The organism is Mesorhizobium sp. M2D.F.Ca.ET.226.01.1.1, assembly GCF_004022705.2.
Taxonomy (GTDB): domain Bacteria; phylum Pseudomonadota; class Alphaproteobacteria; order Rhizobiales; family Rhizobiaceae; genus Mesorhizobium.
In genome coordinates this window covers 125,106-150,004 of the sequence record NZ_RZOY02000007.1, presented here as the reverse complement: position 1 = coordinate 150,004, position 24,899 = coordinate 125,106, and the positions used below count along the sequence as shown (strand labels likewise).

General features: G+C 62.7%; 23 protein-coding genes and 2 tRNA genes. 16 read left to right on the top strand and 9 right to left on the bottom strand.

Translation table 11 applies throughout. The features are described 5' to 3' along the window. Positions 1 to 693 precede the first annotated feature (693 nt). From EN869_RS17870 to EN869_RS17860, 3 genes are all read left to right on the top strand, one after another. Complete coding sequence (locus EN869_RS17870) at positions 694 to 1,071, top strand: hypothetical protein (protein ID WP_127227103.1); 378 nt, start codon at positions 694 to 696, stop codon at positions 1,069 to 1,071. A gap of 324 nt (positions 1,072 to 1,395) precedes the next feature. Continuing rightward, entirely contained in the window at positions 1,396 to 1,677 is a 282-nt protein-coding gene (locus tag EN869_RS17865; protein WP_127227104.1) for a hypothetical protein, read from the top strand. 397 nt (positions 1,678 to 2,074) lie between these two features. Continuing rightward, positions 2,075 to 2,347, top strand: coding sequence for a hypothetical protein (locus EN869_RS17860; protein WP_127227105.1), 273 nt, complete (start codon positions 2,075 to 2,077; stop codon positions 2,345 to 2,347). A 37-nt stretch (positions 2,348 to 2,384) separates the two neighbouring features. Here the strand turns inward: EN869_RS17860 and EN869_RS17855 are convergent, their stop codons facing one another. From EN869_RS17855 to EN869_RS17840, 4 genes are all read right to left on the bottom strand, one after another. After that, the gene (locus EN869_RS17855; RefSeq protein ID WP_127227106.1) at positions 2,385 to 2,573 is read right to left on the bottom strand and encodes a hypothetical protein; all 189 of its coding nucleotides are present in this window, start codon (positions 2,571 to 2,573) and stop codon (positions 2,385 to 2,387) included. Positions 2,574 to 2,794: 221 nt separating this feature from the next. Then, positions 2,795 to 3,178 carry a hypothetical protein gene (locus tag EN869_RS17850; protein ID WP_127227107.1) on the bottom strand — a complete coding sequence of 128 codons (384 nt, stop codon included), beginning with the start codon at positions 3,176 to 3,178 and terminating at the stop codon, positions 2,795 to 2,797. A 60-nt stretch (positions 3,179 to 3,238) separates the two neighbouring features. Next, positions 3,239 to 3,685, bottom strand: coding sequence for a helix-turn-helix transcriptional regulator (locus tag EN869_RS17845; protein WP_127227108.1), 447 nt, complete (start codon positions 3,683 to 3,685; stop codon positions 3,239 to 3,241). A 24-nt stretch (positions 3,686 to 3,709) separates the two neighbouring features. Next, positions 3,710 to 3,994, bottom strand: a complete 285-nt coding sequence (locus EN869_RS17840; protein ID WP_127227109.1) for a hypothetical protein — start codon at positions 3,992 to 3,994, stop codon at positions 3,710 to 3,712. On the opposite strand from EN869_RS17840, the gene EN869_RS17835 reads away from it, so the two are divergent. Then, positions 3,993 to 4,181 (top strand): hypothetical protein, encoded by a 189-nt coding sequence (locus tag EN869_RS17835; RefSeq protein WP_127850314.1) that lies wholly within the window; start codon positions 3,993 to 3,995, stop codon positions 4,179 to 4,181. The genes EN869_RS17840 and EN869_RS17835 overlap by 2 nt on opposite strands. A 135-nt stretch (positions 4,182 to 4,316) precedes the next feature. On the opposite strand, the gene EN869_RS17830 is transcribed toward EN869_RS17835, so the two are convergent. Together EN869_RS17830 and EN869_RS17825 are read right to left on the bottom strand one after the other, a co-directional pair. After that, positions 4,317 to 4,556: a hypothetical protein gene (locus tag EN869_RS17830; RefSeq protein WP_127227110.1), complete on the bottom strand. Its 240-nt coding sequence runs from the start codon at positions 4,554 to 4,556 to the stop codon at positions 4,317 to 4,319. Positions 4,557 to 4,738: 182 nt separating this feature from the next. Beyond that, positions 4,739 to 4,813, bottom strand: a tRNA-Asn gene (locus EN869_RS17825). Positions 4,814 to 5,032: 219 nt separating this feature from the next. Between EN869_RS17825 and EN869_RS17820 the strand changes: the two genes are divergently transcribed. From EN869_RS17820 to EN869_RS17780, 9 genes are all read left to right on the top strand, one after another. Continuing rightward, a complete protein-coding gene (locus EN869_RS17820; RefSeq protein ID WP_127227111.1) occupies positions 5,033 to 5,293 on the top strand; it encodes a hypothetical protein in 261 nt (86 codons plus the stop codon). 175 nt (positions 5,294 to 5,468) lie between these two features. Beyond that, positions 5,469 to 5,542: transfer RNA gene (locus tag EN869_RS17815), tRNA-Cys, on the top strand. An 89-nt stretch (positions 5,543 to 5,631) separates the two neighbouring features. Further along, positions 5,632 to 6,306: a protein-L-isoaspartate O-methyltransferase gene (locus EN869_RS17810; protein WP_127227112.1), complete on the top strand. Its 675-nt coding sequence runs from the start codon at positions 5,632 to 5,634 to the stop codon at positions 6,304 to 6,306. Positions 6,307 to 6,487: 181 nt separating this feature from the next. Continuing rightward, positions 6,488 to 7,870 (top strand): TolC family outer membrane protein, encoded by a 1,383-nt coding sequence (locus tag EN869_RS17805; RefSeq protein ID WP_127227113.1) that lies wholly within the window; start codon positions 6,488 to 6,490, stop codon positions 7,868 to 7,870. A 224-nt stretch (positions 7,871 to 8,094) separates the two neighbouring features. Continuing rightward, complete coding sequence (locus tag EN869_RS17800) at positions 8,095 to 8,919, top strand: PopZ family protein (protein ID WP_127227114.1); 825 nt, start codon at positions 8,095 to 8,097, stop codon at positions 8,917 to 8,919. Positions 8,920 to 9,130: 211 nt separating this feature from the next. Next, on the top strand, positions 9,131 to 11,914 hold the full coding sequence (locus tag EN869_RS17795; RefSeq protein ID WP_127227115.1) for a valine--tRNA ligase: 2,784 nt from the start codon (positions 9,131 to 9,133) through the stop codon (positions 11,912 to 11,914). 361 nt (positions 11,915 to 12,275) lie between these two features. Next, positions 12,276 to 13,508, top strand: a complete 1,233-nt coding sequence (locus EN869_RS17790) for an OmpP1/FadL family transporter (protein WP_127227116.1) — start codon at positions 12,276 to 12,278, stop codon at positions 13,506 to 13,508. A 290-nt stretch (positions 13,509 to 13,798) separates the two neighbouring features. Then, a complete protein-coding gene (gene ilvD, locus EN869_RS17785) occupies positions 13,799 to 15,523 on the top strand; it encodes a dihydroxy-acid dehydratase (protein WP_127227249.1) in 1,725 nt (574 codons plus the stop codon). Then, complete coding sequence (locus tag EN869_RS17780; RefSeq protein ID WP_127227117.1) at positions 15,510 to 16,337, top strand: tetratricopeptide repeat protein; 828 nt, start codon at positions 15,510 to 15,512, stop codon at positions 16,335 to 16,337. Before ilvD ends, EN869_RS17780 begins: the two co-directional genes overlap by 14 nt. Before the next feature lie 69 nt (positions 16,338 to 16,406). On the opposite strand, the gene EN869_RS17775 is transcribed toward EN869_RS17780, so the two are convergent. The 3 genes from EN869_RS17775 to erpA form a co-directional block, all read right to left on the bottom strand. Next, positions 16,407 to 16,700 carry a hypothetical protein gene (locus EN869_RS17775; RefSeq protein ID WP_127227118.1) on the bottom strand — a complete coding sequence of 98 codons (294 nt, stop codon included), beginning with the start codon at positions 16,698 to 16,700 and terminating at the stop codon, positions 16,407 to 16,409. Positions 16,701 to 16,770: 70 nt separating this feature from the next. Then, the gene (gene xth, locus EN869_RS17770) at positions 16,771 to 17,568 is read right to left on the bottom strand and encodes an exodeoxyribonuclease III (RefSeq protein ID WP_127227119.1); all 798 of its coding nucleotides are present in this window, start codon (positions 17,566 to 17,568) and stop codon (positions 16,771 to 16,773) included. A 162-nt stretch (positions 17,569 to 17,730) separates the two neighbouring features. Continuing rightward, positions 17,731 to 18,078, bottom strand: a complete 348-nt coding sequence (gene erpA / locus EN869_RS17765; RefSeq protein ID WP_127227120.1) for an iron-sulfur cluster insertion protein ErpA — start codon at positions 18,076 to 18,078, stop codon at positions 17,731 to 17,733. 70 nt (positions 18,079 to 18,148) lie between these two features. Here erpA and EN869_RS17760 point away from each other — a divergent pair, with 70 nt between their 5' ends. From EN869_RS17760 to EN869_RS17750, 3 genes are all read left to right on the top strand, one after another. Then, entirely contained in the window at positions 18,149 to 19,378 is a 1,230-nt protein-coding gene (locus EN869_RS17760) for a deoxyguanosinetriphosphate triphosphohydrolase (RefSeq protein ID WP_127227121.1), read from the top strand. Between the two features lie 61 nt (positions 19,379 to 19,439). Further along, positions 19,440 to 21,197, top strand: a complete 1,758-nt coding sequence (gene argS, locus EN869_RS17755; protein ID WP_127227122.1) for an arginine--tRNA ligase — start codon at positions 19,440 to 19,442, stop codon at positions 21,195 to 21,197. 103 nt (positions 21,198 to 21,300) lie between these two features. After that, entirely contained in the window at positions 21,301 to 24,795 is a 3,495-nt protein-coding gene (locus EN869_RS17750) for an SPOR domain-containing protein (RefSeq protein WP_127227123.1), read from the top strand. Positions 24,796 to 24,899: the final 104 nt, after the last annotated feature.

Below are 24,899 nucleotides of genomic sequence, written 5' to 3'. Positions count from 1 at the left end.
TTTTTCGGACCACGCGCGAAATTACCTGACGGTGCGGGTTGGCCTCCTCGGTCCTGGCAAGCTTTCACACGGATTTGCGACCAATCTGGCGGATCGTCTGTCTCTCAGCCAAAATGTTTTCAGTTTCTCGTTGCCACCGCTATCAGTGGCCGCCCGGCCTTGCATGGCGGCAATCACATAGTCGGCTCTGTTGGTCCGATAGTCCTCTTTTTGCGCAGGCAATGTCGTTCCTCCCGGTGTTCGAGGCCCTCCGTCCCTTTTTGTGCTGATGGGGGAATTAACTGCCGATATTTCGGGCGAGTCCACCAATTGGCGATTGCGTAGAACGATACATTTTTGGGCGTGTGTCACCTCCGGTGGCGACGTCTACCACGACGCCAAAGGCACCATCTTGCCTGACGTCGAGCGGGCAAAGGATAGAGCCTTTGAGATGGTCCGCAAAATGACGGTGCATGCAAGGGACAGGATGTTGTCTGCACCGTCCGCGACATCAACGGCACACAGGTGATACAGATCACAATTGAGCACGACTAAGGCCGGCCTTCCGTGAAGGTAAGGATGTTCAGTCCGTCCCGAATTGACTCGTAGCTGACATATTTGGGGCGTATGGTTACCAAGTCGTCCGTACCAAATAGAGGCATGCGGATGCTTGGAAGCGGTCATTATGCTTTCGCCCTGTCTGGGGAGGCAGGCATGTTAGCCTACGGGGTGGCGGATTCCGCCCGGCATGGCATTCTCACAAAAGCATTGAACGACCATCCAGTCAGTAATTACCCTCGCTCACACCAGTGTTGGCATGATCCAAGGCTATTCGCGCAAGCGCTAGCCGTTGTCCGTCAATCCAGCCAGAAGTTGCGAGAGACCAAGCCCCAGGTCGATCCGCACCGGCTAAACCCGATGATCACCGGCAATGCGGTTTCTATGGCGAACACAGAACGCGGCTGGCAGGTTGTCGTAAAGGAGGCCGGGATAGGCACTGTCACACGTTCTTTCAGGGAACGCGTAGCAGCCTTCAATTTCGCCGAAAGCCACGTCATGCGGCTTGGCCTCGACCGGATCACACGCCTCTAAGGCGACCCAGATGCGCTAGGGCTTTAGGCATGAGCTGTACCAGCATGACTTTACGTTAGCCCGCGCTAATATCGTGAACGAATGGTGAATAAGTGCCCGATAGCCCGCCGCTGGTGTGCCCCCACACCTAGCGACGGGCTAAGGGTGGCCGGCGCCTCTCTTTTGCGAGATTGCCTAAGCGGGCGCCGGCCTGGCGGTCCTGGGGGTTCCGCCGCATATGCAGGGTAGCTAAAACATCTGCGATCGACATGGTGTGATCGCGTAAGCGGCGTACCCAGGGCACCTATTTCGAACTCGGATGGGGCGACCTCTTTGGAGATCGCCATGGGCAAAGAATTCCCGTTCGTTGAAGACACGCTCGGCAAAAAGCTTGCGGCCGGCACGGGCCTTTCAGTCTACTGCCTGACATGCGAGCGCCGGGCCGTGCTCGATGTCGCCGAACTGGCCAGGCGGCTCGGCCCGGATTACTCATGCATGCAATGGGCCCTTATCAAGGTCATCTATTGTCACGTGTGCCGCGCCGCCGGGCGCGACGATCGGAACCTGCAATTCACAAATCACGCCGCGACGCCGGAGCAGCGGAAGGGCTGGACACCTTGCCCGTAAGGTCGCGACCTTACCGTTTCGTAAGCTCGTGCAATTGCCCGCAAGCTTTGGCGTCATCGTAGCCGCGCAAATAGGCTTGCCGAACGTCAAACCATGAGTGCCGTGTGCCTGTGAGGTAGTCTTCGCTGCCAGTGTCGTAGGCTTTGGCAAGCATTTGCTCGTACGCTTTTAGCGTTTCGCCGGTCATGGTCCGCCTACATATCAGCCATAGCTAAATTATCGCCGTGCGAACGAACGACGGGGTTGGAGGGGTCGCGGCTTGCCAATAAGCCGCGACTTATGCATCATCCGGCGCATGCGCGATGACCAATTGATCGAACGACCTAGCCGCGGGTGGACACCGTGGAAAGCTGGCTCGGTTGACTGCCAAATCGACAGGGTGTGGTGGGCGGCCAGGGTGCTGCATTTCCCCAAGCTGAACGTGTCATGCTGGTTCGATGGTTCGGATCTCGTCGGGATTGAGCATTGGGGTTTTCGTCGGGAGAAGTGGTGCATGCGGCTGAAGCGGAAGAAGTGGCAACCCTTGCCTGAATGCTATCGCCTCGAGCGGGAGCGGGCTCAGCAAGAGGCTTTGGAGCGGTGGCGCACTGAAGTCCGGGAACGCAACCTGGAGCGCCTCAATCGGATCGCGGAGAAGCGAGCAGAGGCGTTGGGGCTTCGGCCGGTGTAGGAGGGCGGCCGGCGATGATCGCGCGCTGGCGGGGCTGCTATAAGGGGCAGATCACGCCTTCCATCAGGAAAGCACCCAGCGCACCCATCAGTGCTTCAGCGCTGTCCTTCTCAAGATGAAGCTCGATCTCTTCGTCGTCTTCCGTGATCAGCAGCAATTTGCTCATCAGCGGGTTGCGCGAGATGACCACTACGTCGTCATCCTGATAATCAGCTTCCCTGGCCATTAGATTCCGATCCTTCCTCTTTAATCGCGCCAGCATGCAGCGGGCCACCGGCAAGCGCCAGAGCGCGCGGGGCACTTCGGCGGTGTAGGACAGCGGCGAGAGGAAACGCGCGCTTTGGCGGGGCTGCCCAAAGGTCTGGCGCCTTTACTTCGCTTGGGTCGATGCCGAGTGGTCTGATTGGACAACGACATTGTGGCGATAGGTGCGAACTACCAGCATCTTCACGCATCCCAATAGGATGTCTGAGTGTGAGGCTCGATGTCGATAGTCATTTTGGCTTCCGTGACAAGCACAGCATCGCCAAAGGCATCTTTGATCGTAATCAGCACTGACAGGCCTTTGACCCTCTTCGGAGAGGAGTTCGCAAAAGACACATGAAGTTCGACCCCAGGGCTGTTTATGCCTCTGTAGGTGTCGCGAGCCAGAACATTGTAAAAAGAATGGGACAGTTGGACGGGAGATACTTCGGTCGCAGCGGTCGAAACGGTTGACGGAAGAGCGTCATAGAAGGCCAAGCGTTCATCTCGATTGGCAACCTGTCGGCAAGTCTCGACGGTTTGGATCGACTGAGCCTGAACTTCCGCGGCCACAACTAGCGCGGCCATTCTCACATTCAAATTAGCTAAAATGCAACGGCTCGTGCTGCGGCATTCCGGCACTCACAACTATCTAAGCCTCACCCCGGCGCCGCCGCCGTTCTCGGAGATGAACTCGACACCGGCCACGGGACGCAGTAGCGCAAGGATTTCTTGGCCGATCGGATCGGTTGCGCCCTCAAATATCTCGATCAGATATTTCGCTGGTGTGGCTATGTTTGTGTGGCGATCAGAAATCAGCAGCTCTGCTATGAACTCGGGGTTGGTATCGGGTTTCATCCCGCAAAGTTCAATCCGTGACGGATCGCCCACGAACCATTTCGTCATCAGGGCCGCGAGTGACTGTCTTTCACCCAGAAACTCGATGCCGGCATCTTCCAGGGCGCGCCGGATAGCAGCCAAGGCCTCTTCCGAACCACCATACTTGCCCGTCTCGAAATTCGAGATCGTGTTGCGGTGAACGCCGGCAGCGTTTGAAAGGTCAGCCAAGGACCAGTTCAATGCCGCTCTAGCCATCCTTACTTGTGCAGGCTTCACAACTCACAATCCCTGTGCTAATTTCACAAGTGTAAGTATCACAACTGACTGGGGAAATCCAATGCCGAACACCTCAGTTCCGGCTGCCGGCGAAGCTTTGCCTCTGCCAAGTCCACCGTCGGGAGATTTTCCGGGCGCCCGATCTTTCGGGACGTTCAGATGGCCGCCGCCGACCTGCAGATCGATCGCCACGTCGCTTCGATCGTTGCCGCCATGAAGATCATCCACGGCGGCGAATACCACCGTTTCATCGAAAGGTCGAATACGTGATGATAAGGAGGCGGTCATGAGCGCTCTCTCCAGACGAACTCTGCTGCGCTCACTCCCGATGGGTTTGGCGGCTGCGGCCCTGCCGGCCGTGACCGAAACGCCGCGGGCAGACCCGATCGAGGCATTGGCGGAAGCCTACCGCGCCTCTCGGGCGGCAACGATGCAACGCTGCCAGCTTGAGGGCAAAGCCGCTCGACAAGGCTGAGTGCGATAGGTGCTTCAAGAACTACGCGGACGCCAGCGAATCCCTTGCCGCGGCCCGAGCTCTCTGGCGCAGCTGAAAACCAAACCGTTTCGGATTTGGCCCGGCTGCTATGCGGCCGGGCTTTTGTGGTTGCGCTCAGTCTAGATCCATCGCCTGTCCGACTTCGACCGAGGACTCATAACCGTCGATCCAATCGATATAGCCATGCGTCCCGAACGGATAGGGGTTGTCGTCCCTTTCCATCCCCATCCGAGCAGCGAAGACGCCTCTCTGAAAGGCTCTCGAAACAGGCGGTTTGACGATCTTTGCGGTATGTCGGCCGTAGAACAGCGATCTTCCAAAATCCATCAGCTGACTGATGTGATGTCCTTGCATGGCCAATTTTCCACTCTTTCGGGAATTCGCCACGGCGAGATTCGTTCCAGAGAGAGGCCAAGTGGCCCGCTGCCTCCACGGTTGGCCGGCTTTTCCCATGCGCTTGTTGCCCCAAATGTTGCCCAGCGCGGGCAATCGGCAACTTGTCGGGAGAGGAAACTCACCTAAGGCCTTAGAAATGTTGGCTCCCCGGGCCGGATTCGAACCAGCGACCAACCGGTTAACAGCCGGTTGCTCTACCACTGAGCTACCGGGGAACAGGTGCTCTCATGTGAGTGGCGGTGCCTATAGCAAAACCGTTTGGGCTTTGTAAACGAAGCATTTCACATTTCTCCGGAGTTTTTCGGGCGGCAATTTGTAGCAATTTGCTGGCGGCGTTCTCATATCAGCCGTCTCTTGTCCGGTCGGGAACAAGGGGAGGCGGTATCGCTTTTGTCTTTAAGGGGCCGATCGCGGGGAAAGGAGCGGATTTGCGCATGACTGCAGCGGACGATGATAGCGCCCCGGCGCGCAAGATTTCGATCTTCGGCCGCGAATTCGCCATGCCGCGGTCGCGCGGCTTGCGGATCGCGATCGGCGTGCTGCTCACCATCGGCGGGATTCTGGGCTTTCTGCCGATTCTCGGGTTCTGGATGATTCCGCTCGGCCTCTTGGTGCTGTCCTACGAATTCGCGATGGTGCGGCGCCACCGGCGTCGATTCGTCGTCTGGTGGGAACGCCGGCGGCGGCCCGACTGAAGCCTGCGACAGCCCGCTGGTGACTCCGCGACAGCGAACCCCCGACTCCTCACAACCGATTGGTAATCACCACTTTCGCCACTATGGGCGAAAGCGCCGGGAATGACGCGCCAGCGCTTGACGACCTTTCAGCGCCAACATAATGAGTTCGCTCGGAACGCCGGGAGCATTGCGAGGCCTCGTGGCGGAGTGGTTACGCAGAGGACTGCAAATCCTTGCACCCCGGTTCGATTCCGGGCGAGGCCTCCAGATGCTTGCGGGCTCCAGCGCAACCGCGCCGGGGCGGGGGTTCCATTCGAATTGAGCCGCGCGTGGCGCGGGGAGCGGATTGTTGGGACATGAGCGCTGATTTCTCCGAACGCCGCGTGAAGATGGTCGACGGCCAGGTCCGCACCACCGATGTCACCAGCGCGCCACTCATCGAAGCGATGCTTTCTGTCCCGCGCGAGGCCTTTGTCGGCGCCGGACAGCAGGATCTGGCCTATATCGACGAAGACATCCGCATCGCCAATGGCGCCAATGGCAGCGGCGCGCGCTATCTGATGGAGCCGTCGCCGCTCGCAAAGCTTTTGCAACTGGCCGAGATCGACGCTGGCGATTCGGTGCTCGATGTCGGCTGCGGCACCGGCTATTCCTCCGCATTGCTGTCGCGGCTCGCGCGTTCCGTCGTGGCGCTGGAGAGCGATCCCGCGCTGGCGGAAGCGGCAAAATCCACGCTTTCCGGCCTTGGCTGCCAGAACGTCACGGTGGTAACCGGACCGCTGCCGCAAGGGCATGCCGCGAAGGGGCCTTACAACGTCATCTTCATCGGCGGCAGCGTCGAGGAGGTGCCGCCGGCGCTGCTCGACCAGCTTGCGGAAGAAGGACGCCTGGTTGCAGTCGAAGGGCGGGGCAACTCTGGCGTGGCCCGGCTGTTTTTCAAAGCCGGGGGGGTTGTAACCGGAAGACGGGCATTTAATGCGGCAATTAAGCCACTACCGGGCTTCGAACGCGCTCACGCGTTTGAATTCTGAGCGTTTTTGCCTTGCAGCGAAGGCGCTGTCGTGATCGCTTGCGCCTGACAATCGTTGCTGATTTGTTGACCGGGAGTTATCGGGAGGCTGTCAGCGGGGGAACGATAGACGCGGCGCCGGCCGATCCGTAAGGGTGGGCTGACGCGGCGTGGTTCCCATGGAAACGAATGAGGGAAATAACGTGCCGCCCCGACACAAAAATGTTTTAGCAGCTATTCTGGTTTCCGCGACGGCGCTGTCGCCGCTGGCCGCCTCCGCCGAGACCATTACGGGCGCTCTCGCCAAAGCCTACCAGTACAATTCGCAGCTCAATTCCGCGCGTGCCGGCGTGCGCGTCACCGATGAAGGCGTGGCCATCGCCAAGTCGGGCTACCGCCCGACCGTGAACGGTTCAGGCAGCATCGACTACTCCAGCACGCGCATCCAGGGCGCCACCCAGAACCTGACCACGGGCAGCTTCGGCATTCAAATCAACCAGATGCTGTTCGACGGCTTTCAGACCAAGAACAATGTTGCCGCCGCCGAGGCGCAGGTGAAGGCCTCGGTCGAAAGCCTGCGCAACACCGAAGAGAACATCCTGTTCAACGCGGCAAGCGCCTATATGGACGTGATTCGCGACCGACAGGTCGCGGCACTGACCGAGCAGAACCTGCAGTTCCTGACCGAGCAGGCGCGCGCCGCCCGCTCGCGCTTCGAGGTCGGCGAAGGCACGCGCACCGACGTCGCCCAGGCCGATGCCTCGCGCGCCACGGCCGTGGCGCAGCTCAGCGCCGCCCGCGCGACGGCGCTGGCGAGCGCGGCCACCTATCACCAGATCGTCGGCGACGAGCCGGGCAAGCTCAAGGCGGCATCGCCACTCGGCAAGCTGTTGCCGGGGAACCTAGATTCCGCGCTGGCCGTGGCCTCGGCCGAACACCCGGCCATTCTTTCGACCCAGCACCTCGTCGATGCTGCGGCGTTTGCGGTGAAGTCCCATGAAGGCGCGCTGCTGCCGCAATTGACGGCTTCCGCGGGCGTTTCGGACAATTACAGCCATTCCTCGCCCGCCTCGATCAGCCGCCCCAATGGCAGTTCGACCTCGGCCGATATCGGCGCCACGCTGACCATTCCGATCTATTCGGGCGGGCGGACTGAAGCGCTGGTTCGGCAGAGCAAGGAATCGCTCAGCGAAGCGCGCATCCAGGTCGACGTCAGCCGCGACCAGGTGCGCCAGGCCGTGGTCTCGGCATGGACGCAATATGTCGCCGCGCGCGAAAGCGTCGATGCCAACAGGCAGGTCATCGATGCCGCGCAACTGGCGCTCAACGGCGTCATCGAGGAGCGCAATGTCGGCCAGCGCACGACGCTTGACGTGTTGAACGCGCAGAACGCGGTCATCACCGCCAAGATCAACCAGGCCAGTTCAGAGCGCGACGTGGTGGTGGCGAGCTACGCCATCCTGTCGGCGATGGGCCGCCTGTCCGTCGATCGCCTGGGCTTGCCGGTCACCAAGTACAAGCCGGAAGAGCATTACAACGCCGTCAAGGACAAGTGGACCGGACTGCGCACGCCCGACGGGCGCTGATTTTCGCTATAGTGTTTCCGGCAGACGCCGCGTGTCCGATGGATGCGCGGCGTTTGTCTTTTCCGGATGGATCATTCAGATAGCGATTCGCCTAATCTGTTGAAATCCAACGAGTCCCCAGATTGGGGATTCTCGGATCGCGATCGGTCGGTTACGCTGTCGGCATTGATTCGAATTCCGGCCACGGAATTCCTGAACGGGTCACAAGGGCGGCGGATGTGACGATGGCGACGGCAAGCAGCGCGCAGCGCGAACCTTCCATGGAAGAGATACTGGCTTCCATCCGGAGGATCATCGAGGACAGCGACACCGGGCGTAAGCAGCCGGCCGAGGCCGGTGAATTGCGCCAGGACTTGGAACCAATCGTGGCTGCCGCGACCGTCGCTGCCGTGCCAAATGTCGAGGTCGACGCCTTCCGTTCCGAATTGCATGCCGATGCCGGCCCCCGTAAGCCGGTGACGCTGGCGGAAGTCCAGGCCCAACTCGCGGCGGCCGATCCGGTGCTTGCGCGCCCGGAGCCCGCGAAGGCTGCGCCAGAGGAGGCAAGTGCCAGGAGCGCGGTTGAGCCGAGCGCGCCGGCAGCGAGCAAGCCCGCCGCGGCAAATGCATCGCAGACCGCCGAGACCATCGTCGCCGATTGGCGGCGGGAAATCGCGGCCGCCGGCGGCAGCACGGTTACCGCGAAACCGGCTGTCCGGGCGCCGGAAGCCGCGCACCCGGTTAATATCGAGAAGGTCGAGATCGCGAAGACCGAGATCGAGCAGCACGCGCCGGCGGTTGAAGCGCTCATGCAGGACAGCGTTCGCCAGGCGCCGGAGGCCCAGCCGACCCGGCACGCGATCCTGTCCGAGCATACGGGCAGGCAGGTTGCGGCGGCCTTCGGCGAGCTTTCCGACGCCTTTGCCAGCCGCGGCAAGAAGAGTTTCGACGAGATGGCCGAGGAGATGCTGCGGCCGATGCTGCAGGATTGGCTCGACAACAACCTGCCGACGCTGGTCGAAAGGCTGGTGCGCGAGGAGATCGAGCGGGTGGCGCGCGGCGCGCAGTAAGCTGCCGGAGCATGAGACTGAAAAGCGCCGCCTTCGGGCGGCACTTTTGTTTTTGAGGCTGCTTGTCGCGCGCGGCGTAGCCGTACCGGGCGGGATTGCCGCTGGTCGGGGCAGGCCTATCTGTAGGGACGATCGCTCCTCTCGCGGTTGACTCGGCCAAGACCTTCGGATTTACACCGGACGCTTGTTCCCGACAGTTCGGACTTCCTCCATGCTTGAAAAGACCTACGACGCCAAAACCGTCGAGCCGAAGATCGCCAAAATCTGGGAAGAGGCGGATGCCTTCCGGGCCGGCGCCGGCGCGGAGGAGGGGGCGGAAGCCTTCACCATCGTCATCCCCCCGCCGAACGTCACCGGTTCGCTGCATATGGGGCATGCGCTCAACAACACGCTGCAGGACATTCTCGTGCGCTTCGAGCGCATGCGCGGCAAGAACGTGCTTTGGCAGCCCGGCATGGATCACGCCGGCATCGCCACGCAGATGGTGGTCGAGCGCCAACTCATGGAAAAGCAGATCCATCGCCGCGATCTGACGCGCGAGCAGTTCATCGAGAAGGTCTGGGAGTGGAAGGCCGAATCCGGCGGCGCGATCTTCAATCAGCTGAAGCGGCTCGGCGCTTCCGCCGATTGGTCGCGCGAACGTTTCACCATGGACGAGGGCCTGTCCAAGGCCGTGTTGGAAGTGTTCGTCACGCTCTACAAGGAAGGGCTCATCTACAAGGACAAGCGCCTTGTGAACTGGGACCCGAAGCTGCTGACCGCCATTTCCGACCTCGAGGTCGAGCAGCACGAGGTCAACGGAAATCTCTGGCATTTCCGCTACCCGATCGAAGGCGAGGCGTTCGATCCCGAGAACCCGAAGACATTCATCACGGTCGCGACGACCCGCCCCGAGACGATGCTCGGCGACACGGCGGTGGCCGTTCATCCGGACGACGAGCGCTTCACCGATCTGGTCGGCCGCAACGTCGTGCTGCCGATCGTCGGCCGTAAGATACCGATCGTCGCCGACGAATATTCGGATCCCGAAAAAGGTTCCGGCGCGGTCAAGATCACGCCGGCGCATGACTTCAACGATTTCGAGGTCGGCAAGCGTCACAAGCTGCCGGCGATCAACATCCTGACGGTCGAAGCCGCCATCAAGCTCAAGGACAATGAGGATTTCCTCGCCGGTCTCGAAGTGACGCCGGAGCGCCAGGCGGTTTGGGACGAGCTCGAGGGGCTCGACCGTTTCGCCGGGCGCAAGAAGATCGTCGAGCTGATGGAGGCCGGCGGTTTCCTCGACAAGATCGAGCCGCACCGGCATACCGTGCCGCATGGCGACCGCGGCGGCGTGCCGATCGAACCGTTCCTGACCGACCAGTGGTACGTGAATGCCGCCGAGCTCGCCAAGCCGGCGATCGCCTCGGTGCGCGAGGGCCGCACCAACTTCGTGCCGAAGAACTGGGAAAAGACCTATTTCGACTGGATGGAAAACATCCAGCCCTGGTGCATCTCGCGCCAGCTCTGGTGGGGGCATCAGATCCCGGCCTGGTACGGGCCAGACGGACGCGTCTTTGTCGAAAAGACCGAAGAAGAGGCTTTAGCTGCCGCAATCGAGTACTATCTGGCGCTGGAAGGGCCGTGGAAGGCCTGGGTCGAGGACAAGCTCGAGAATTTTCAGCCAGGCGAGATACTGACCCGCGACGAGGACGTGCTCGACACCTGGTTCTCGTCGGCGCTGTGGCCGTTCTCGACGCTCGGCTGGCCCGACCACACGCCGGAGCTCAAGACTTATTACCAGACCGACGTGCTGGTGACCGGTTTCGACATCATCTTCTTCTGGGTCGCCCGCATGATGATGATGGGCCTGCACTTCATGGACGAGGAGCCGTTCCACACCGTCTACGTGCACGCGCTGGTACGCGACAAGAACGGCGCCAAGATGTCGAAGTCGAAGGGCAACGTCATCGATCCGCTCGACCTGATCGACGAATATGGCGCCGACGCGCTGCGCTTCACGCTGACCGTGATGGCGGCTCAAGGGCGCGACGTGAAGCTCGATCCGGCGCGCATCGCCGGCTACCGCAATTTCGGCACCAAGCTGTGGAACGCGACGCGCTTTGCCGAGATGAACGAGGTGGCGCGCGACGACGATTTCTGGCTGAACGACGCCAAGCTGCCGGTCAACCGCTGGATCCTCACGGAACTGACACGGGCGTCGCGCGCGGTCACCGAGGGCATCACCACCTACCGTTTCAACGAGGCGGCAAGCGCCGCCTATCGCTTCGTCTGGAACCTGTTCTGCGACTGGTACCTGGAGCTGTTGAAGCCGGTGTTCATGGGCACGGACGAGTCCGCCAAGGCCGAGAGCCGGGCCTGCGTCGCCTTCGTGCTGGACGAGATCTACAAGCTGCTGCACCCGATGATGCCGTTCATGACCGAGGAGCTGTGGGCGCAGACCGCGGGCGAGGGCAAGGAGCGCTCTTCGCTGCTTTGCCACGCCGCCTGGCCGTCGCCCGACTTCGAGGACGATGAGGCGGCCGCCGACATCAACTGGCTGGTCGATCTGGTCTCGGGCATCCGCTCGGTACGCTCGGAGATGAATGTGCCGCCAGCCGCGATCGCGCCGCTGATGGTGATCGGCGCCAACACGCTGACGCATGAAAGGCTGGAACGCCACGCCCAGGCGATCAAGCGGCTGGCGCGCGTCGGCGATATCGCGCTGGTCGACGCGCCGCCCAAGGGCTCGGCCCAGATCGTGCTCAACGAGGCGACGATCAGCCTGCCGCTCGGCAGCCTGATCGATCTCCAGGCCGAAGCCACGCGACTGCAGAAGGAATTGGCGAAGGTCACCGAAGAGATCGCGCGCCTGCACAAGAAGCTGTCGAACGAAAAGTTCGTCGCCAACGCGCCGGAGGAAGTGGTCGAAGCCGAGCGCGAAAAACTCGCCGAATATCGCGAGGCGCAGGAGAAGCTTTCGGTGGCTTTGACCAGGGTCCGCGACGCCAGCTGAGCAGCAAGATTCGCTCGCGCCGGAGCGGCACTTTCCGATGCGTTAGCTGCCTCGAAAATAGGCATGCCGCAGCGTTAATTTTGACGTAAACGGAAAGTTTGCGCCCCATTGTTGCCGTAATGTAACAATGCAGCCTTTTTCCGCCAAAATGGCCTATTTTGGGCCGTACTGTAAGGTTTTTGCAGTTTTTTTCTGCCATTCGAGGCCCGTTAAGCTGCGATTAGGCTCGGTTTCTCGGCCGGGCAGATGGCGAAAATACGGGCTGTCAAGGGTGTACATGTACAACCCTTGAAAACGTTGTTGCGTCGTTAACCCGAATTGGCTCTAGCTTGAGCCACTTGTATTCCGGGGAGGGATTTCCATGAACATTTTGCGGCTCAAAGCACTGCTGGGGGCAGGGTGCTTTTCGCTGGCTCTTATCGGTGCGGCAATGCATCCGGCGCATGCCGGCGGCCTCGAGCGCGGCGGCTACGACATTGACCTGCTTTTCGATCCGTCGCCGGTCGCGACGGAAGCCGAAGCAACCTATGTGATGCCGGATCGCAAGTACAAGAATGCGAGGGGTCCGGGAGGGGCCGATCTCAGTCCCCTCGGCTTCAGCACCACGGCCGATGGCGCGGAGCCTTATTGGGTGCCGCGTATCGGCGTCAAAGCCCAGATTGTCCAAGGCGTCGACTGCATGTTCGACTATTCGCAGCCTTGGGGTGCACATACTGCGCCGGGTAGCACGTGGAGCGGAGCGTTTTCCAATATCGAAACCGACATCAAGAGCAATAACTACGCGGGTACGTGCTCATATAAGTTTGACATTGGTAAAGGTCAGCTCCGTTTCATTGGCGGCGTATTCTACCAGGATATCGGGGGCTTCAAGGAGAGCTTGATATCCTTAGGCGGCGCGGTTGGTCGCGTCGATCTAGACGCAAGCGGTTGGGGCTGGCGTGCAGGCGTTGCCTACGAGATCCCGGAGATCGCGCTTCGCGCGAGCTTGGTCTACAATTCGCAGGTCAAGCTCGACAACGTCTCCGGCACACTGACGGCGCCGATATTCCCCACGGGCTCTACGCCTATCTACGGCAGCACTCAGTACATGCCGGACTCAGTGGAATTGAAATTGCAGTCCGGCATCGCGCCCGGTTGGCTTGCCTTCGGCTCCATCAAGTGGGTCAACTGGAGCGTGTTGCAAAGCGTTCCGATTTGCCCGACTCTTTTTGTTCCTACATCGTCGTGTTTTACGGGTTCCCCGGGTGCGGTCACCTCACTTGACCTCATGTATCGCGATGGCTGGACCGTGTCGGGCGGCATTGGCCACAAGTTCAACGACCAGTGGAGCGCCGCCGGCCAGCTTTCATGGGATCGCGGCACCTCGCATGGCTACGGCTCGCAGACCGATACTTGGACGCTCGGCGGAGGTGTTGCCTACACGCCAAGCCCCAATGTCGAAATTCGTCTGGCTGGCGTGATCGGTGTCATGACCAGCGGTCATTCCGGGACGTTGGCCGGTGAGAATGGCTACGTGGCTGGCACCGATGCCAGCTACGACTTCGGCAACGATCTGATCACGGCCATCAATGGTGGAATCAAGATCAAGTTCTAAGTTTCTGAAAATTCATCGAAAAAGGCCGGGCATTGCCCGGCCTTTTTCGTTCCGTGGCGGCGATCCGATTCTCTCACTCTGTCCGCTGTTGCAGATTCGCTGCACAACCGGCCCTCGATACGATTGTGACGTTTTGGCAACAGTTTATGAACAACCCCCGCGCTAAAAGACTTGCCAAGGGAACTGCCCATTTCCCGCCATAAACCCGGAGCACCCGAGATAGGTCTCGGAACGCGTGCCAAGGTTGGCCGGCGATGGGACCGGCCGCGGGGTGTGCGGCAAGGACGATGATGGACGCCAAGGCAATCTCCAAGGCCAAGCTGCCGAGCCGCTACGTGACCGTTGGTCCGGCGCGGGCACCGCATCGTTCGTATCTCTATGCCATGGGCCTGTCGGCGGCCGAGATCGCGCAGCCTTTGGTCGGTGTCGCCAGTTGCTGGAACGAGGCCGCACCCTGCAACATCTCGCTGATGCGCCAGGCGCAAGTGGTGAAGAAGGGCGTGGCGGCCGCCAACGGCACGCCGCGCGAGTTCTGCACCATCACCGTCACCGACGGCATCGCGATGGGCCACCAGGGCATGAAGTCGTCGCTGGTGTCGCGCGAGGTGATCGCCGATTCGGTCGAGCTCACCATGCGCGGCCATTGCTATGATGCGCTTGTCGGGCTCGCCGGCTGCGACAAGTCGCTGCCCGGAATGATGATGGCGATGGTGCGCCTCAACGTCCCGTCGATCTTCATCTATGGCGGCTCGATCCTGCCCGGCAGCTATCGCGGCCGGCAGATCACGGTTCAGGATGTTTTCGAGGCGGTCGGCCAGCATTCGGTCGGCACGATCGGCGATGCTGAATTGCTCGAGATCGAGCAGGCGGCGTGCCCTTCGGCCGGTTCCTGCGGCGCGCAGTTCACCGCCAACACGATGGCGACCGTTGCCGAGGCGATCGGCCTGGCGCTGCCCTATTCCTGTGGCGCGCCGGCGCCCTACGAGATGCGCGACCGCTTCAATTTCGCCTCCGGCGAAAAGGTCATGGAATTGACCGCGAAAAACATCCGGCCGCGCGACATCGTCACCCGCAAGGCGCTGGAGAATGCCGCGACCGTCGTGTCGGCCACCGGCGGTTCGACCAACGCGGCGCTGCATTTGCCGGCGATCGCGCATGAGGCCGGTATCAAGTTCGATCTCTTCGACGTCGCGGCCATCTTCGAGAAGACGCCTTATATCGCCGACCTCAAGCCGGGCGGCAAATATGTCGCCAAGGACATGTTCGAGGCCGGCGGCATCCCGCTGCTGATGAAGACGCTGCTCGACCATGGCTATCTGCACGGCGACTGCATGACGGTCACTGGCCGCACTTTGGCCGAAAATATGGAGCACGTTGCCTGGAATGACAGCCAGGATGTTGTGCGTCCCGCCAATCGGCCAATCACCAAGACAGGCGGCGTTGTGGGCTTGAAGGGCAACCTTGCCCCCGAAGGAGCGATCGTGAAGGTCGCGGGCATGTCGGAACTGAAATTCTCAGGCCCGGCGCGTTGCTTCGATTCGGAAGAGGAGTGCTTCGAAGCGGTCACGCAGCGCAATTACCGGGAAGGCGAGGTTCTCGTCATCCGCTACGAGGGGCCGCGCGGCGGTCCGGGCATGCGCGAGATGCTGTCGACGACGGCCGCGCTCTACGGCCAGGGCATGGGCGGCAAGGTGGCGCTGATCACCGACGGGCGCTTCTCAGGCGCCACACGCGGCTTCTGCATCGGCCATGTCGGGCCTGAGGCGGCGGTCGGCGGGCCGATCGGGCTGATCAAGGATGGCGATATGATCTCGATCGACGCCGTGAACGGCACGATCGAGGTGGCCCTGTCGGACGCCGAGCTGGCGGCCCGGGCAAAGAGTTGGAAGGCGCGCAAGACCGACTATCAGTCCGGCGCGATCTGGAAATATGCGCAGACCGTAGGGTCGGCCCGCGACGGCGCGGTGACCCATCCGGGCGCGGCCAAAGAAACGCACTGCTATGCGGACATCTGAGGTGTTGAGGTCGTCTGTCTTTTCGGCACTGGTCGCTCTGGCGACCTTGGGCGCCGTCGGGCAGGCCATGGCCTTCGACGACAAGGTGTTCGACGACAAGACCGGCGTGAAGCCGCAGTCGAGCCCGTGGGCGGTCTTCCAGTTCGGTTTTTCGGCTTATAAGAGCGGCCACAAGGACCAGGCGGTGGAGGCCTATAAATACGCCGCCGAGAACGGCCAGATCGGCGCTACCTGGAAGCTTGCGCGCATGTATGCCGAAGGCGATGGCGTGACGCGCGACGATTACGCGGCCTTCAAGTTCTTCTCGGAAATCGTCGACCAGGATGTCGAGCCGGGCTCGCCGGAAGAAAGCTATGTGTCGGACGCGCTGGTGGCGCTCGGCGATTATCTGCGCAAGGGCATTCCAGGCTCTCCGGTCGAGGAAAACGATGTGGCGGCGCAGGAATATTACATGCGCGCCGCCGCCAACTACCGCAATCCGAACGCCCAGTTCGAGATCGGCCGCATGTTCCTCAAGGGCGAGGGCGGCGTGAAGGCCAGCGTCAAGCAGGCCGGCCGCTGGCTGCAACTGGCAGCCGAGAAGGGCCATGCCGGCGCCCAGGCGACGCTGGGCAACCTGTTGTTCCAGAGCGGCAAGGTCGTGCGCGGCCTGGCGATGATGACGGCCGCGCTCGAGCGGGCTCCGCCCGCCGATCAGCCCTGGATCCGCAACATGCAGGAAGAGGCTTTCGCCGCGGCCGGCGAGGCCGATCGCCGTACCGCGATCTCGCTTGCCGACGACATCCTGACCAAGGGCAACAACGGCGACCAGTAAGGGCCGCTCTTCTCGCGGGACAATTCAAAACGCCGGCGTTCAGCTTGCACCGTCAATCGCGGTGCCGGGTCAGTTCTCGGTCGGCTCCGTGGGCGCCGGGTCGGGCGTCGGGGTCGAGATCGATGTCGGGTGCGGTTTTGGCGCGTCTCCCGGACATTCATCCTTGATCCTGGTCCAGGATGTGTTGTTGAGAACCATGTCGCAGCGGGCGAGGTGGCTTTCGCCGGCAATAGTCAGGCACGCCGTTTGGCCGACATCGAAAGACTTGCCGTTGGCAAGACAGGTCGGCGCCGCCAGCGATAGCGTCGGCGCGGCAAGCGCCAGAGCAAGGCCGAGCGGCCAGAGAAGAAATCGGATCGCCATTCAACCCCCACAGCAATTCGCATCAAAAACCGGATTTGTGGCGATATCTGGGTCCGGAAAGCCTGGAAATCTATCGGGCCGGCTGCAGGCTGAGCTCGATCGCGACCGGCACATGGTCGGAAGGTTTTTCCCAGGCGCGGACGTGCTTTTCCACCGAGGCCGAAGAAAACCGGTTGGCGGCTTCCGGCGAAAGCAGCAGGTGGTCGATGCGGATGCCGTTGTTCTTCTGCCAGGCGCCGGCCTGATAGTCCCAGAAGGTGTAGACGCCGGCCGAGTCGGTCACGCTGCGCACCGCCTCGGTGAAGCCGAGATTCTTCAGCCGGCGGAAAGCCTGCCGTGTCTGCGGCTGGAACAGCGCGTCACCCAGCCAGTTTTCAGGAAACCTGGCGTCGGCGGGCTCCGGGATGACGTTGTAGTCGCCGGCCAGCACCAGCGCCTCTTCGAGCCGCAGGCGTTCCTCCGCCCAACGCTCCAGCCGCGCCATCCAGGCGAGCTTGTAGGAAAACTTCCGTTCATCGTCGATCGGGTTGCCGTTCGGCAGGTAGAGCGATGCGACGCGCAGCGCACCCTGGTCGGTGGAAAAGACGCCTTCGATGAAGCGCGCGTGGTCGTCCTCGTCATCGCCCGGCAGGCCGCGGTTGACCTCGTCGAAAGGAAGCTTCGAAAGGATCGCGACACCGTTGAAGCTCTTCTGGCCGTTGGTCTCGACATTGTAGCCCAGCGCCTCGATCTCGGCGCGCGGGAACTGGTCGTCGACCGTCTTGATCTCCTGCAGGCACACGACGTCCGGCGCGCTCTCGGTCAGCCAGTGGGTGAGATTGCCGATGCGGGCGCGAACGCCGTTGATGTTCCAGGTGACGATCTTCATGCAGGCCTCGATGCTGTTCGGACGGAAGGCGTTCGACGAAACGGATCGTATTGCCTGCGCCGGCCTTTAGAAAGGCCGCCCTCGCGCATTCCTGCCATAGCCAAGCGATGGCCATGCGCCAACCGGTCGAGCCCGGTCGCAAGCTTTGCGAGGTTCAGTCGGTCAGATGGAGAAGCTGGTGCCGCAGCCGCAGGACGCAACCGCGTTCGGGTTTCTGATCTGGAAGGACTGGCCCATCAGGTCGTCGACGAAGTCGATCACCGAGCCGCCCATATAGACCAGCGACAGGTCGTCGATCAGGATGGTCGCCCCGTCCTTCTCGATGGCGACATCGTCGTCATTGCGCTCGCCTACCAGATCGAATTTGTAGGAAAAGCCGGAGCAGCCGCCGCCTTCGACGGAGACGCGCAGCGCCGTTTTGCTCGGTTCGCCGGCCACGATCCTGGCGATCCGCTTTGCCGCGGCATCGGTCATTTCGACCTTCATGGCAGTCTTGGCATCCGCGCCCATCGGCGTCACCTTGCTTTCGGTTTCACATGATAGGTATGAAGCGGACGTGGCCAAGTCAACTGGTAGGTCAATGGACGAGCGGCAGGGCAAGGATGCTCTCGGCGACATCGGATTCGGCTATCGGCCGCGCGCCGTCTATGCGAGCGATCCGGCGCGTTCGCGCGGTCGCCTGTTCCCGGAGGCCGAAAGTCCGACGCGCACGCCGTTCCAGCGCGACCGCGACCGCATCATCCATTCCACCGCCTTTCGCCGGCTGAAGCACAAGACGCAGGTGTTCGTCGCGCATGAGGGCGACCACTACCGCACGCGGCTGACACATTCGATCGAGGTGGCGCAGATCGCCCGCGCGCTGGCGCGGGCTCTGCGCAGCGACGAGGATCTCGCAGAGGCCGTGGCGCTGGTGCATGATTTCGGCCACACGCCGTTCGGCCATACCGGCGAGGATGCGCTCAACGAGAAGATGGCCGCCTGGGGCGGCTTCGATCACAATGCCCAGTCGCTGCGCGTGGTCACAAGGCTCGAACGGCGCTATGCCGAATTCGACGGGCTCAACCTCACCTGGGAAACGCTGGAGGGGCTGGTCAAGCACAATGGCCCGCTGACCGACGCGAGCGGGAAGGGGCTCAAGGGTCCGGTGCCGCAGGCGATCCGCGATTATTCGGAGCTGCACGACCTCGAGCTCGACCGCTTCGCCGGCATCGAGGCGCAGTGTGCCGCGATCGCCGACGACATCGCCTACAACACCCATGACATAGACGACGGCCTACGGGCCGGCTTCCTGACGCTGGACATGCTGGAGGAGGTCGGGCTGCCGGGCTCGATCCTGAAGGGCGTGCGCGCCAAATACCCCCAGCTTGATGATGTCCGCACCGGCCACGAGCTGATGCGCCGGCAGATCACCTTGATGGTCGAGGATGTCATCGCATCGACCACCGCCAATGTCGAACGCCTGAAGCCGGACAGCGCCGATGCGGTGCGGACGGTGGGCGAGACCCTTGTGACCTTTTCGGCCGGCATGGCGGCGGCCGAGAAGGAACTGAAAGCCTTTCTCTACAAGCATCTTTACCGGCACGCCGAAGTGATGCGCGTGCGCGCCGACGCCGAACAGATCGTGCGGGAGCTGTTCGACGTCTATTTCGCCGATCCGCGTGCCATGCCCGATGGCTGGCGCGAGGGACTCGATCGGGCCGAGGATCGCATCAAGGCGCGCAGCGTCGCCGACTTCCTGGCCGGCATGACCGACACCTATGCGCTGAAGGAACATCGGCGTCTGTTTGACCATACGCCCGATTTGAGCTAGGGCGAGCCTCGATTTTGCCGGCCATTGAGCCGGTCGCCTCTTAAAGCCCAGAGCACTTCCAATGAATATCTTCGCCGATTTCAACGCGCGGATCGTAAAAGCCGTCGAAACCCTTGGCCTGAAGGACAAGGATGGGGCCGCCCTCGACCTGTCGCGCATCACAGTCGAACCGCCGCGTGACGCCAGCCACGGCGATCTCGCCACCAACGCGGCGATGGTGCTGGCCAAGCCCACCGGACAGAACCCGCGCGCTTTGGCGGAAAAGCTCGTCGAGGTGCTGAGGGCCGATGCCGACGTCGCCTCGGCCGACGTTGCCGGTCCTGGCTTCGTCAATCTCAGGCTGAAGGACGGCTTCTGGCACACGCATCTGGCAGCGCTTCTCGGCGAAGGGCGCAACTATGGCCGCTCGAAGATCGGCGGCGGCCGCAAGGCCAATGTCGAATATGTCTCGGCCAATCCGACCGGCCCGATGCATGTCGGCCATTGCCGCGGCGCCGTGGTCGGCGACACGCTCGCCAATCTGATGGCCTTCGCTGGCTACGATGTTACCAAGGAATATGTCATTAACGACGCCGGCTCGCAGATCGATGTGTTGGGTCGCTCGGCATTCCTGCGCTATCGCGAAGCGCTCGGTGACGACATCGGCGAGATCCCGTCCGGTCTCTATCCGGGCGACTATCTGGTTCCTGTCGGACAGGCGTTGGCCAATGAGTTCGGCCGCGGCCTGTTGCAGATGCCGGAAGAGGAGGCGCTGGCGATCGTCAAGGATCGTACGGTCGATGCCATGATGGCGATGATCCGCGAGGATCTGGCGCTGCTCAACGTGCATCACGACGTGTTCTTCTCCGAGCGCACGCTGCATGCCGACAATGCCAGGAAGATCCGGGCGGCGATCGCCGACCTGACGCTCAAAGGGCATATCTACAAGGGCACGCTGCCGCCGCCGAAGGGTGAGAAGCCCGAGGACTGGGAGGACCGCGAGCAGACTTTGTTCCGCTCGACCGCGGTCGGCGACGACATGGATAGGGCGCTGGTCAAGTCGGACGGCTCGTTCACCTACTTCGCCGCCGACGTCGCCTATCTCAAGGACAAGGTCGAGCGCGGCTTCGTCGATCTGATCTATGTGCTCGGCGCCGACCATGGCGGTTATGTGAAGCGGCTGGAGGCGCTGGCGCGCGCGGTTGCCGGGGATAGTGTCAAGCTGACGGTTCTGCTTTGCCAGCTCGTAAAACTGTTCCGCGACGGCGAGCCTGTCCGGATGTCGAAGCGGTCCGGCGATTTCGTCACCCTGCGTGATGTGGTGGAGGAGGTCGGCCGCGACCCGATCCGTTTCATGATGCTCTATCGTAAGAACGACGCGCCGCTCGATTTCGACTTCGCCAAGGTGACGGAGCAGTCGAAGGACAATCCGGTGTTTTATGTCCAGTACGCTTCGGCGCGCTGCCATTCGGTTTTCCGGCAGGCGAGCGAGCAGCTCGGCGAGGCGAATTTCGACCGCAACCGGCTCACGGCCTCGGTGGCGGCACTGACCGACGAGGGCGAAATCGCCCTGATCAGGAAGCTGGCTGAATATCCGCGGCTCATCGAATCCGCGGCGCTTTCGCTCGAGCCGCACCGGCTTGCATTCTACCTCTACGATCTAGCTTCCAGCTTCCACGCACAGTGGAATCGCGGCCACGATAACCAGGACTTACGTTTTGTTAAGGTTAACGACCGAGAATCAACTTATGCCAGACTAGGGCTGGTGCAGGCTGTTTCGGATGTTTTGACCTCCGGCCTGACGCTGATCGGGGCAGACGCGCCTACCGAAATGCGTTAGGTTTAACTAAAAAACCTGTCACCTTTTGCCCACATTGCGCTGGTAAGGGCCAACCCTGCGCGACGTCCATGGCGTCCGACTGTGTGCGAGTTCGGGAACAATAATGGCAGACAGAACCCCGCTGAAAGCAGCCGACCACAACAATATCGCCGACGATGATCCGTTCGCGGAGCTGACCCGGATCATGGGTTTCGACCCGCGCCAGCCGGTCAGGCAGCCGGCCCCCGCGGCCGACAAAGCCATGCCGGCTCACCAGGCTCCGGCGGCGGACGACTTCGACATCGACCTCGAGAAGGAGTTGATGGGGGAGATCGATTCCGTTGAGGAAAGCGAGCCGGTCGCGCAGCAGGCTGTCGTGCATCAGATCAGGCAGGAGCCGGCTTTCGAGCCTGCCAGCGTCGCCGCCAATGACGACGAGCTGATGGCCTCTTTCGAGCAGGATTTCGTCTTCGACGACGCGGCCGACCACGCCGACTTCGCCATGCCTCGCGCGCCGGAGCCGAATTTCGCCGCGGCCCCGCAAGCCGCGCCGGAGCCACATTTCGCCCCCGAAGCGCATTTTGCGCCAGAGCCGCATTTTGCGCCGGAGCCGGAAGTCGCTGCCGAGCCGGAAGTCGCTTTTGACGATGATTTCGACAAGGCGGTCGCCAGTTCGCTGGATGTCTCGGCGTTCGAGGACGATCTTCCGATCGATGAGGAGATGGCCGCGTCGCTGGATCAGGATTTCCAGCTCGACCATCACGAGGCCGCCGCTTCCGAATATCATGAGCCGGCCGACACCCATCAGGATGCCGTCGAAGCCGTACAGGCCGCCAGCGAAGGGGCGTTCGACGCCGATTTCGACAATGCGGTCCAGATGTCGCTCGAAGACGAGCTGTCGTTCGAGAGCCACGAGCCGGAGCGGCATGCGCCGGCTGTTGAGCCGGTCGAAGCCCATGCGGCCGCCCCGCTGATGTCAGAGGACGATTTTGCCGGTCAGATCGATCAGGCGATCACCGATGTCGATCTGGATCTCGGCCAGGACATGAATCTCGGTCAGGAACAGGAGCCGGAGCTGTCGCTCGACGACGAGCCGGCGTCTTTGGTCGAGGCGCCGACTGAGGCGGCCAATTTCGCAGCCGAGCCTGAGCTCGCCGCGCCCGATCCGACCTCCGCGCTGACCCTCGAGGACGATTTCGAACTGAGCTTCCGCGATGCGCTGAACGACGAGCCGCAAGCTCCGGCCGACGAGCCGCAAGCTCCTGCCGAGGAGCCCGCCGCCGCGCTGCTGCCGGCCATGGCCGAGCCAGCCCCCATCGTCGCCGCTCAGGTTTCGCCGGTTGCCGTTGCACCGGAAAAGCCGGTCGCCAGCGAGCGCAGCCTGGAAGACGAGCTCAATGCGTTGCTCGGCGCAATGACCGCGCGGCCGATGCCGGTGGTCAAGGAGCCTGCTCCGTCGCCGCGGCTGGTTTCTGAGCCTGCCAGCTACGCGGGCGAGAAGGCGGCCGCCGACAATCTCGATTGGGACCTCGACGAGGATCAGCCGGCGCAGAACGAGCCGGTCGACAATGGCTTGGACGACCTGCTCGCCAGCGAGCTCGACAGCCAGGATTTTGCGGACTCGGCCACGACCGTGCCCGATGCCGATTTCGACGACGATTTCGGTGCTGCTTTCGCCCACAGCATCGAGGCCGAGCAGGCGGCTGCCGCTACGACGAGGTCTCCGGCAAATTCGTCCGAATGGCTGCATGCGACGCCTGCGGAGCCGTCGAGGTCGTGGAGCCGTTCGACCCCGACCGCCTCTCCGCCTGTGCAAGCCTCGTTTGCGGCACAGCCGACGCCCGCGGCGCCGGTGCAGACGGCTGTGCCTTCAGCCCCGCTTCAGATGACCGCGCCTGCCTACCGCAACGAACCGGCACCGGATTATTCCGCCTATGCCAAGCCGACGCAGGCGCCGATGTCAGCGCCACAGCCCCCCCAGCATGACGACGTGCCGGACGTCGAGACGGTCGATGTGCCGGAGCGCGTGGTCGCGCTCGCGGACGACCTTGACATTCCGGAGCTCAGCTTCGAGGAGGATCAGCCAGCGGCCCCCGCCTTTGACGATCTCGATGCGGAATTCGCCAGCCTGCTCACCGACATGAATGCGACCGAGATCGCATCGGCGCCTACGCAGAGCCGGGGCTATGATGACGAATCCTACAGTGCCGGCTTCAGCGGTTACGACCGTCGCGATCTGCGGGCCGAGGCCCAGGCGGCTCCGGTCGCTCCGGCTTCCCTTGCCGCCGCGAACGATTACGATGCCGACGATCTGCCTGGCAGCCGGCCGGTTTCGCAGGCGGAGGAATTCGCTGCCGACGAGCTCGATTACGATCCCGAGCTCGAAGAGGCGATGGCGATCCCCGGTCTTGCCGAGCGCGAGGCGGCGCAGCCGCGCCGGCGCGGTATGATGATCGGGGCGCTGGTTGGCGCCGTGGTGGTTCTCGGCGGCCTTGGCGCGCTGGCCTTCTCCTTCGGCGGCAAGGGCAGCAGCGAAGCTCCGGTGATCGTCAAAGCCGACAATGCGCCGATCAAGGTGAAGCCCGAAAATCCGGGCGGCGCGGTGGTGCCGAACCAGGATAACAAGGTTTATGACGCGGTGGCCAAGGGCGGCGGTGCGGCCAAGCCCGCCGAGCCGGTGCAGCAGAAGCTGGTCAACACCACCGAGCAGCCGGTCGACCTGGCCTCGAAGGAACCGCCGCAGAGCCGGGTGGTCGATCTTTCGCCCAACGATACCGACGCCTCGGCCGGCGCCGATGCCGCCGGCAAACCAGAAACGGCGTTGCCTGGCGTCGCGCAAGCGACGGTGCCGGCAAGCGCCCATCCGGCCGCGCCGGCAAGCACCGAGCCTGCCGCGCCGGCAAGCGCTGAGCCAGCCGCGCCGGCACCGAAGTCGGAAGATCGCATCGCCCAGGTGCTGCAGCAGGATGCCGACAACAACGGGGCCAGCAACGACGTCGTCGCCGTTGCGCCGCGCAAGGTGAAGACCATGATGGTCAAGCCTGACGGCTCGCTGGTGCCGCGCGAGGATCCGGCCCCGGCGGCGCCGAAGGTCGCGGCGGCCGAGCCGAGCGATCCGGCGCCGCAGCATGTCGCGCCGGCCTCCGACGGCCAGCAGACGGGAACCGTAGCTTCCGACGATACGGACCAGACCGCCGCGCCGGCAGTGAAGCTCGCGAAACCCGCGAAGAAGACTGAAGCCAAGGCGCAGTCGGCCGACACGCCGGCGGTGGTGCCGGTGGCGCCGGCGCGTCCTTCCGATCAGCCGGTCGATATCGTCGGCGAGGTCAAGCCGGACCAGGTCGCCTCGATCGATCCGGCGTCGGCCGCCGGCGGCGGCTCGTGGTCGATGCAGATCGCCTCGCAGCCGACGGTGGAAAGCGCGCAGTCGACCTATCAGGACCTGCAGCGCCGCTATGGCAGCGTCCTTTCCGGCCGCACGGCCAGCATCGTCAAGGCGGAAGTCGCGGGCAAGGGCACGTTCTACCGCGTCCGCGTCCCGGCGAAGTCGCGCAACGACGCGATTGCGCTCTGCACCAGCTACAAGGCGGCCGGCGGCAACTGCTTCGTCTCGCGCTGATCGATTTGAACTTCTGAAAGCCGGCGCCGCCGCAAGGTCGCGCCGGCTTTTCGTTGTGGACGGTTGTGGGCTTCGGCTGCCCACAGGGCAGGGGTGATTCCCTT

Coding starts and splice junctions, on each gene's coding strand:
- EN869_RS17870 (WP_127227103.1), top strand. CDS start 694: ATGTTAGCCTACGGGGTGGCGGATTCCGCCCGGCATGGCATTCTCACA.
- EN869_RS17865 (WP_127227104.1), top strand. CDS start 1,396: ATGGGCAAAGAATTCCCGTTCGTTGAAGACACGCTCGGCAAAAAGCTT.
- EN869_RS17855 (WP_127227106.1), bottom strand. CDS start 2,573: ATGGCCAGGGAAGCTGATTATCAGGATGACGACGTAGTGGTCATCTCG.
- EN869_RS17850 (WP_127227107.1), bottom strand. CDS start 3,178: ATGGCCGCGCTAGTTGTGGCCGCGGAAGTTCAGGCTCAGTCGATCCAA.
- EN869_RS17845 (WP_127227108.1), bottom strand. CDS start 3,685: ATGGCTAGAGCGGCATTGAACTGGTCCTTGGCTGACCTTTCAAACGCT.
- EN869_RS17835 (WP_127850314.1), top strand. CDS start 3,993: ATGAGCGCTCTCTCCAGACGAACTCTGCTGCGCTCACTCCCGATGGGT.
- EN869_RS17840 (WP_127227109.1), bottom strand. CDS start 3,994: ATGACCGCCTCCTTATCATCACGTATTCGACCTTTCGATGAAACGGTG.
- EN869_RS17830 (WP_127227110.1), bottom strand. CDS start 4,556: ATGCAAGGACATCACATCAGTCAGCTGATGGATTTTGGAAGATCGCTG.
- EN869_RS17820 (WP_127227111.1), top strand. CDS start 5,033: ATGACTGCAGCGGACGATGATAGCGCCCCGGCGCGCAAGATTTCGATC.
- EN869_RS17810 (WP_127227112.1), top strand. CDS start 5,632: ATGAGCGCTGATTTCTCCGAACGCCGCGTGAAGATGGTCGACGGCCAG.
- EN869_RS17800 (WP_127227114.1), top strand. CDS start 8,095: ATGGCGACGGCAAGCAGCGCGCAGCGCGAACCTTCCATGGAAGAGATA.
- EN869_RS17795 (WP_127227115.1), top strand. CDS start 9,131: ATGCTTGAAAAGACCTACGACGCCAAAACCGTCGAGCCGAAGATCGCC.
- EN869_RS17790 (WP_127227116.1), top strand. CDS start 12,276: ATGAACATTTTGCGGCTCAAAGCACTGCTGGGGGCAGGGTGCTTTTCG.
- ilvD (WP_127227249.1), top strand. CDS start 13,799: ATGGACGCCAAGGCAATCTCCAAGGCCAAGCTGCCGAGCCGCTACGTG.
- EN869_RS17780 (WP_127227117.1), top strand. CDS start 15,510: ATGCGGACATCTGAGGTGTTGAGGTCGTCTGTCTTTTCGGCACTGGTC.
- EN869_RS17775 (WP_127227118.1), bottom strand. CDS start 16,700: ATGGCGATCCGATTTCTTCTCTGGCCGCTCGGCCTTGCTCTGGCGCTT.
- xth (WP_127227119.1), bottom strand. CDS start 17,568: ATGAAGATCGTCACCTGGAACATCAACGGCGTTCGCGCCCGCATCGGC.
- erpA (WP_127227120.1), bottom strand. CDS start 18,078: ATGGGCGCGGATGCCAAGACTGCCATGAAGGTCGAAATGACCGATGCC.
- EN869_RS17760 (WP_127227121.1), top strand. CDS start 18,149: ATGGACGAGCGGCAGGGCAAGGATGCTCTCGGCGACATCGGATTCGGC.
- argS (WP_127227122.1), top strand. CDS start 19,440: ATGAATATCTTCGCCGATTTCAACGCGCGGATCGTAAAAGCCGTCGAA.
- EN869_RS17750 (WP_127227123.1), top strand. CDS start 21,301: ATGGCAGACAGAACCCCGCTGAAAGCAGCCGACCACAACAATATCGCC.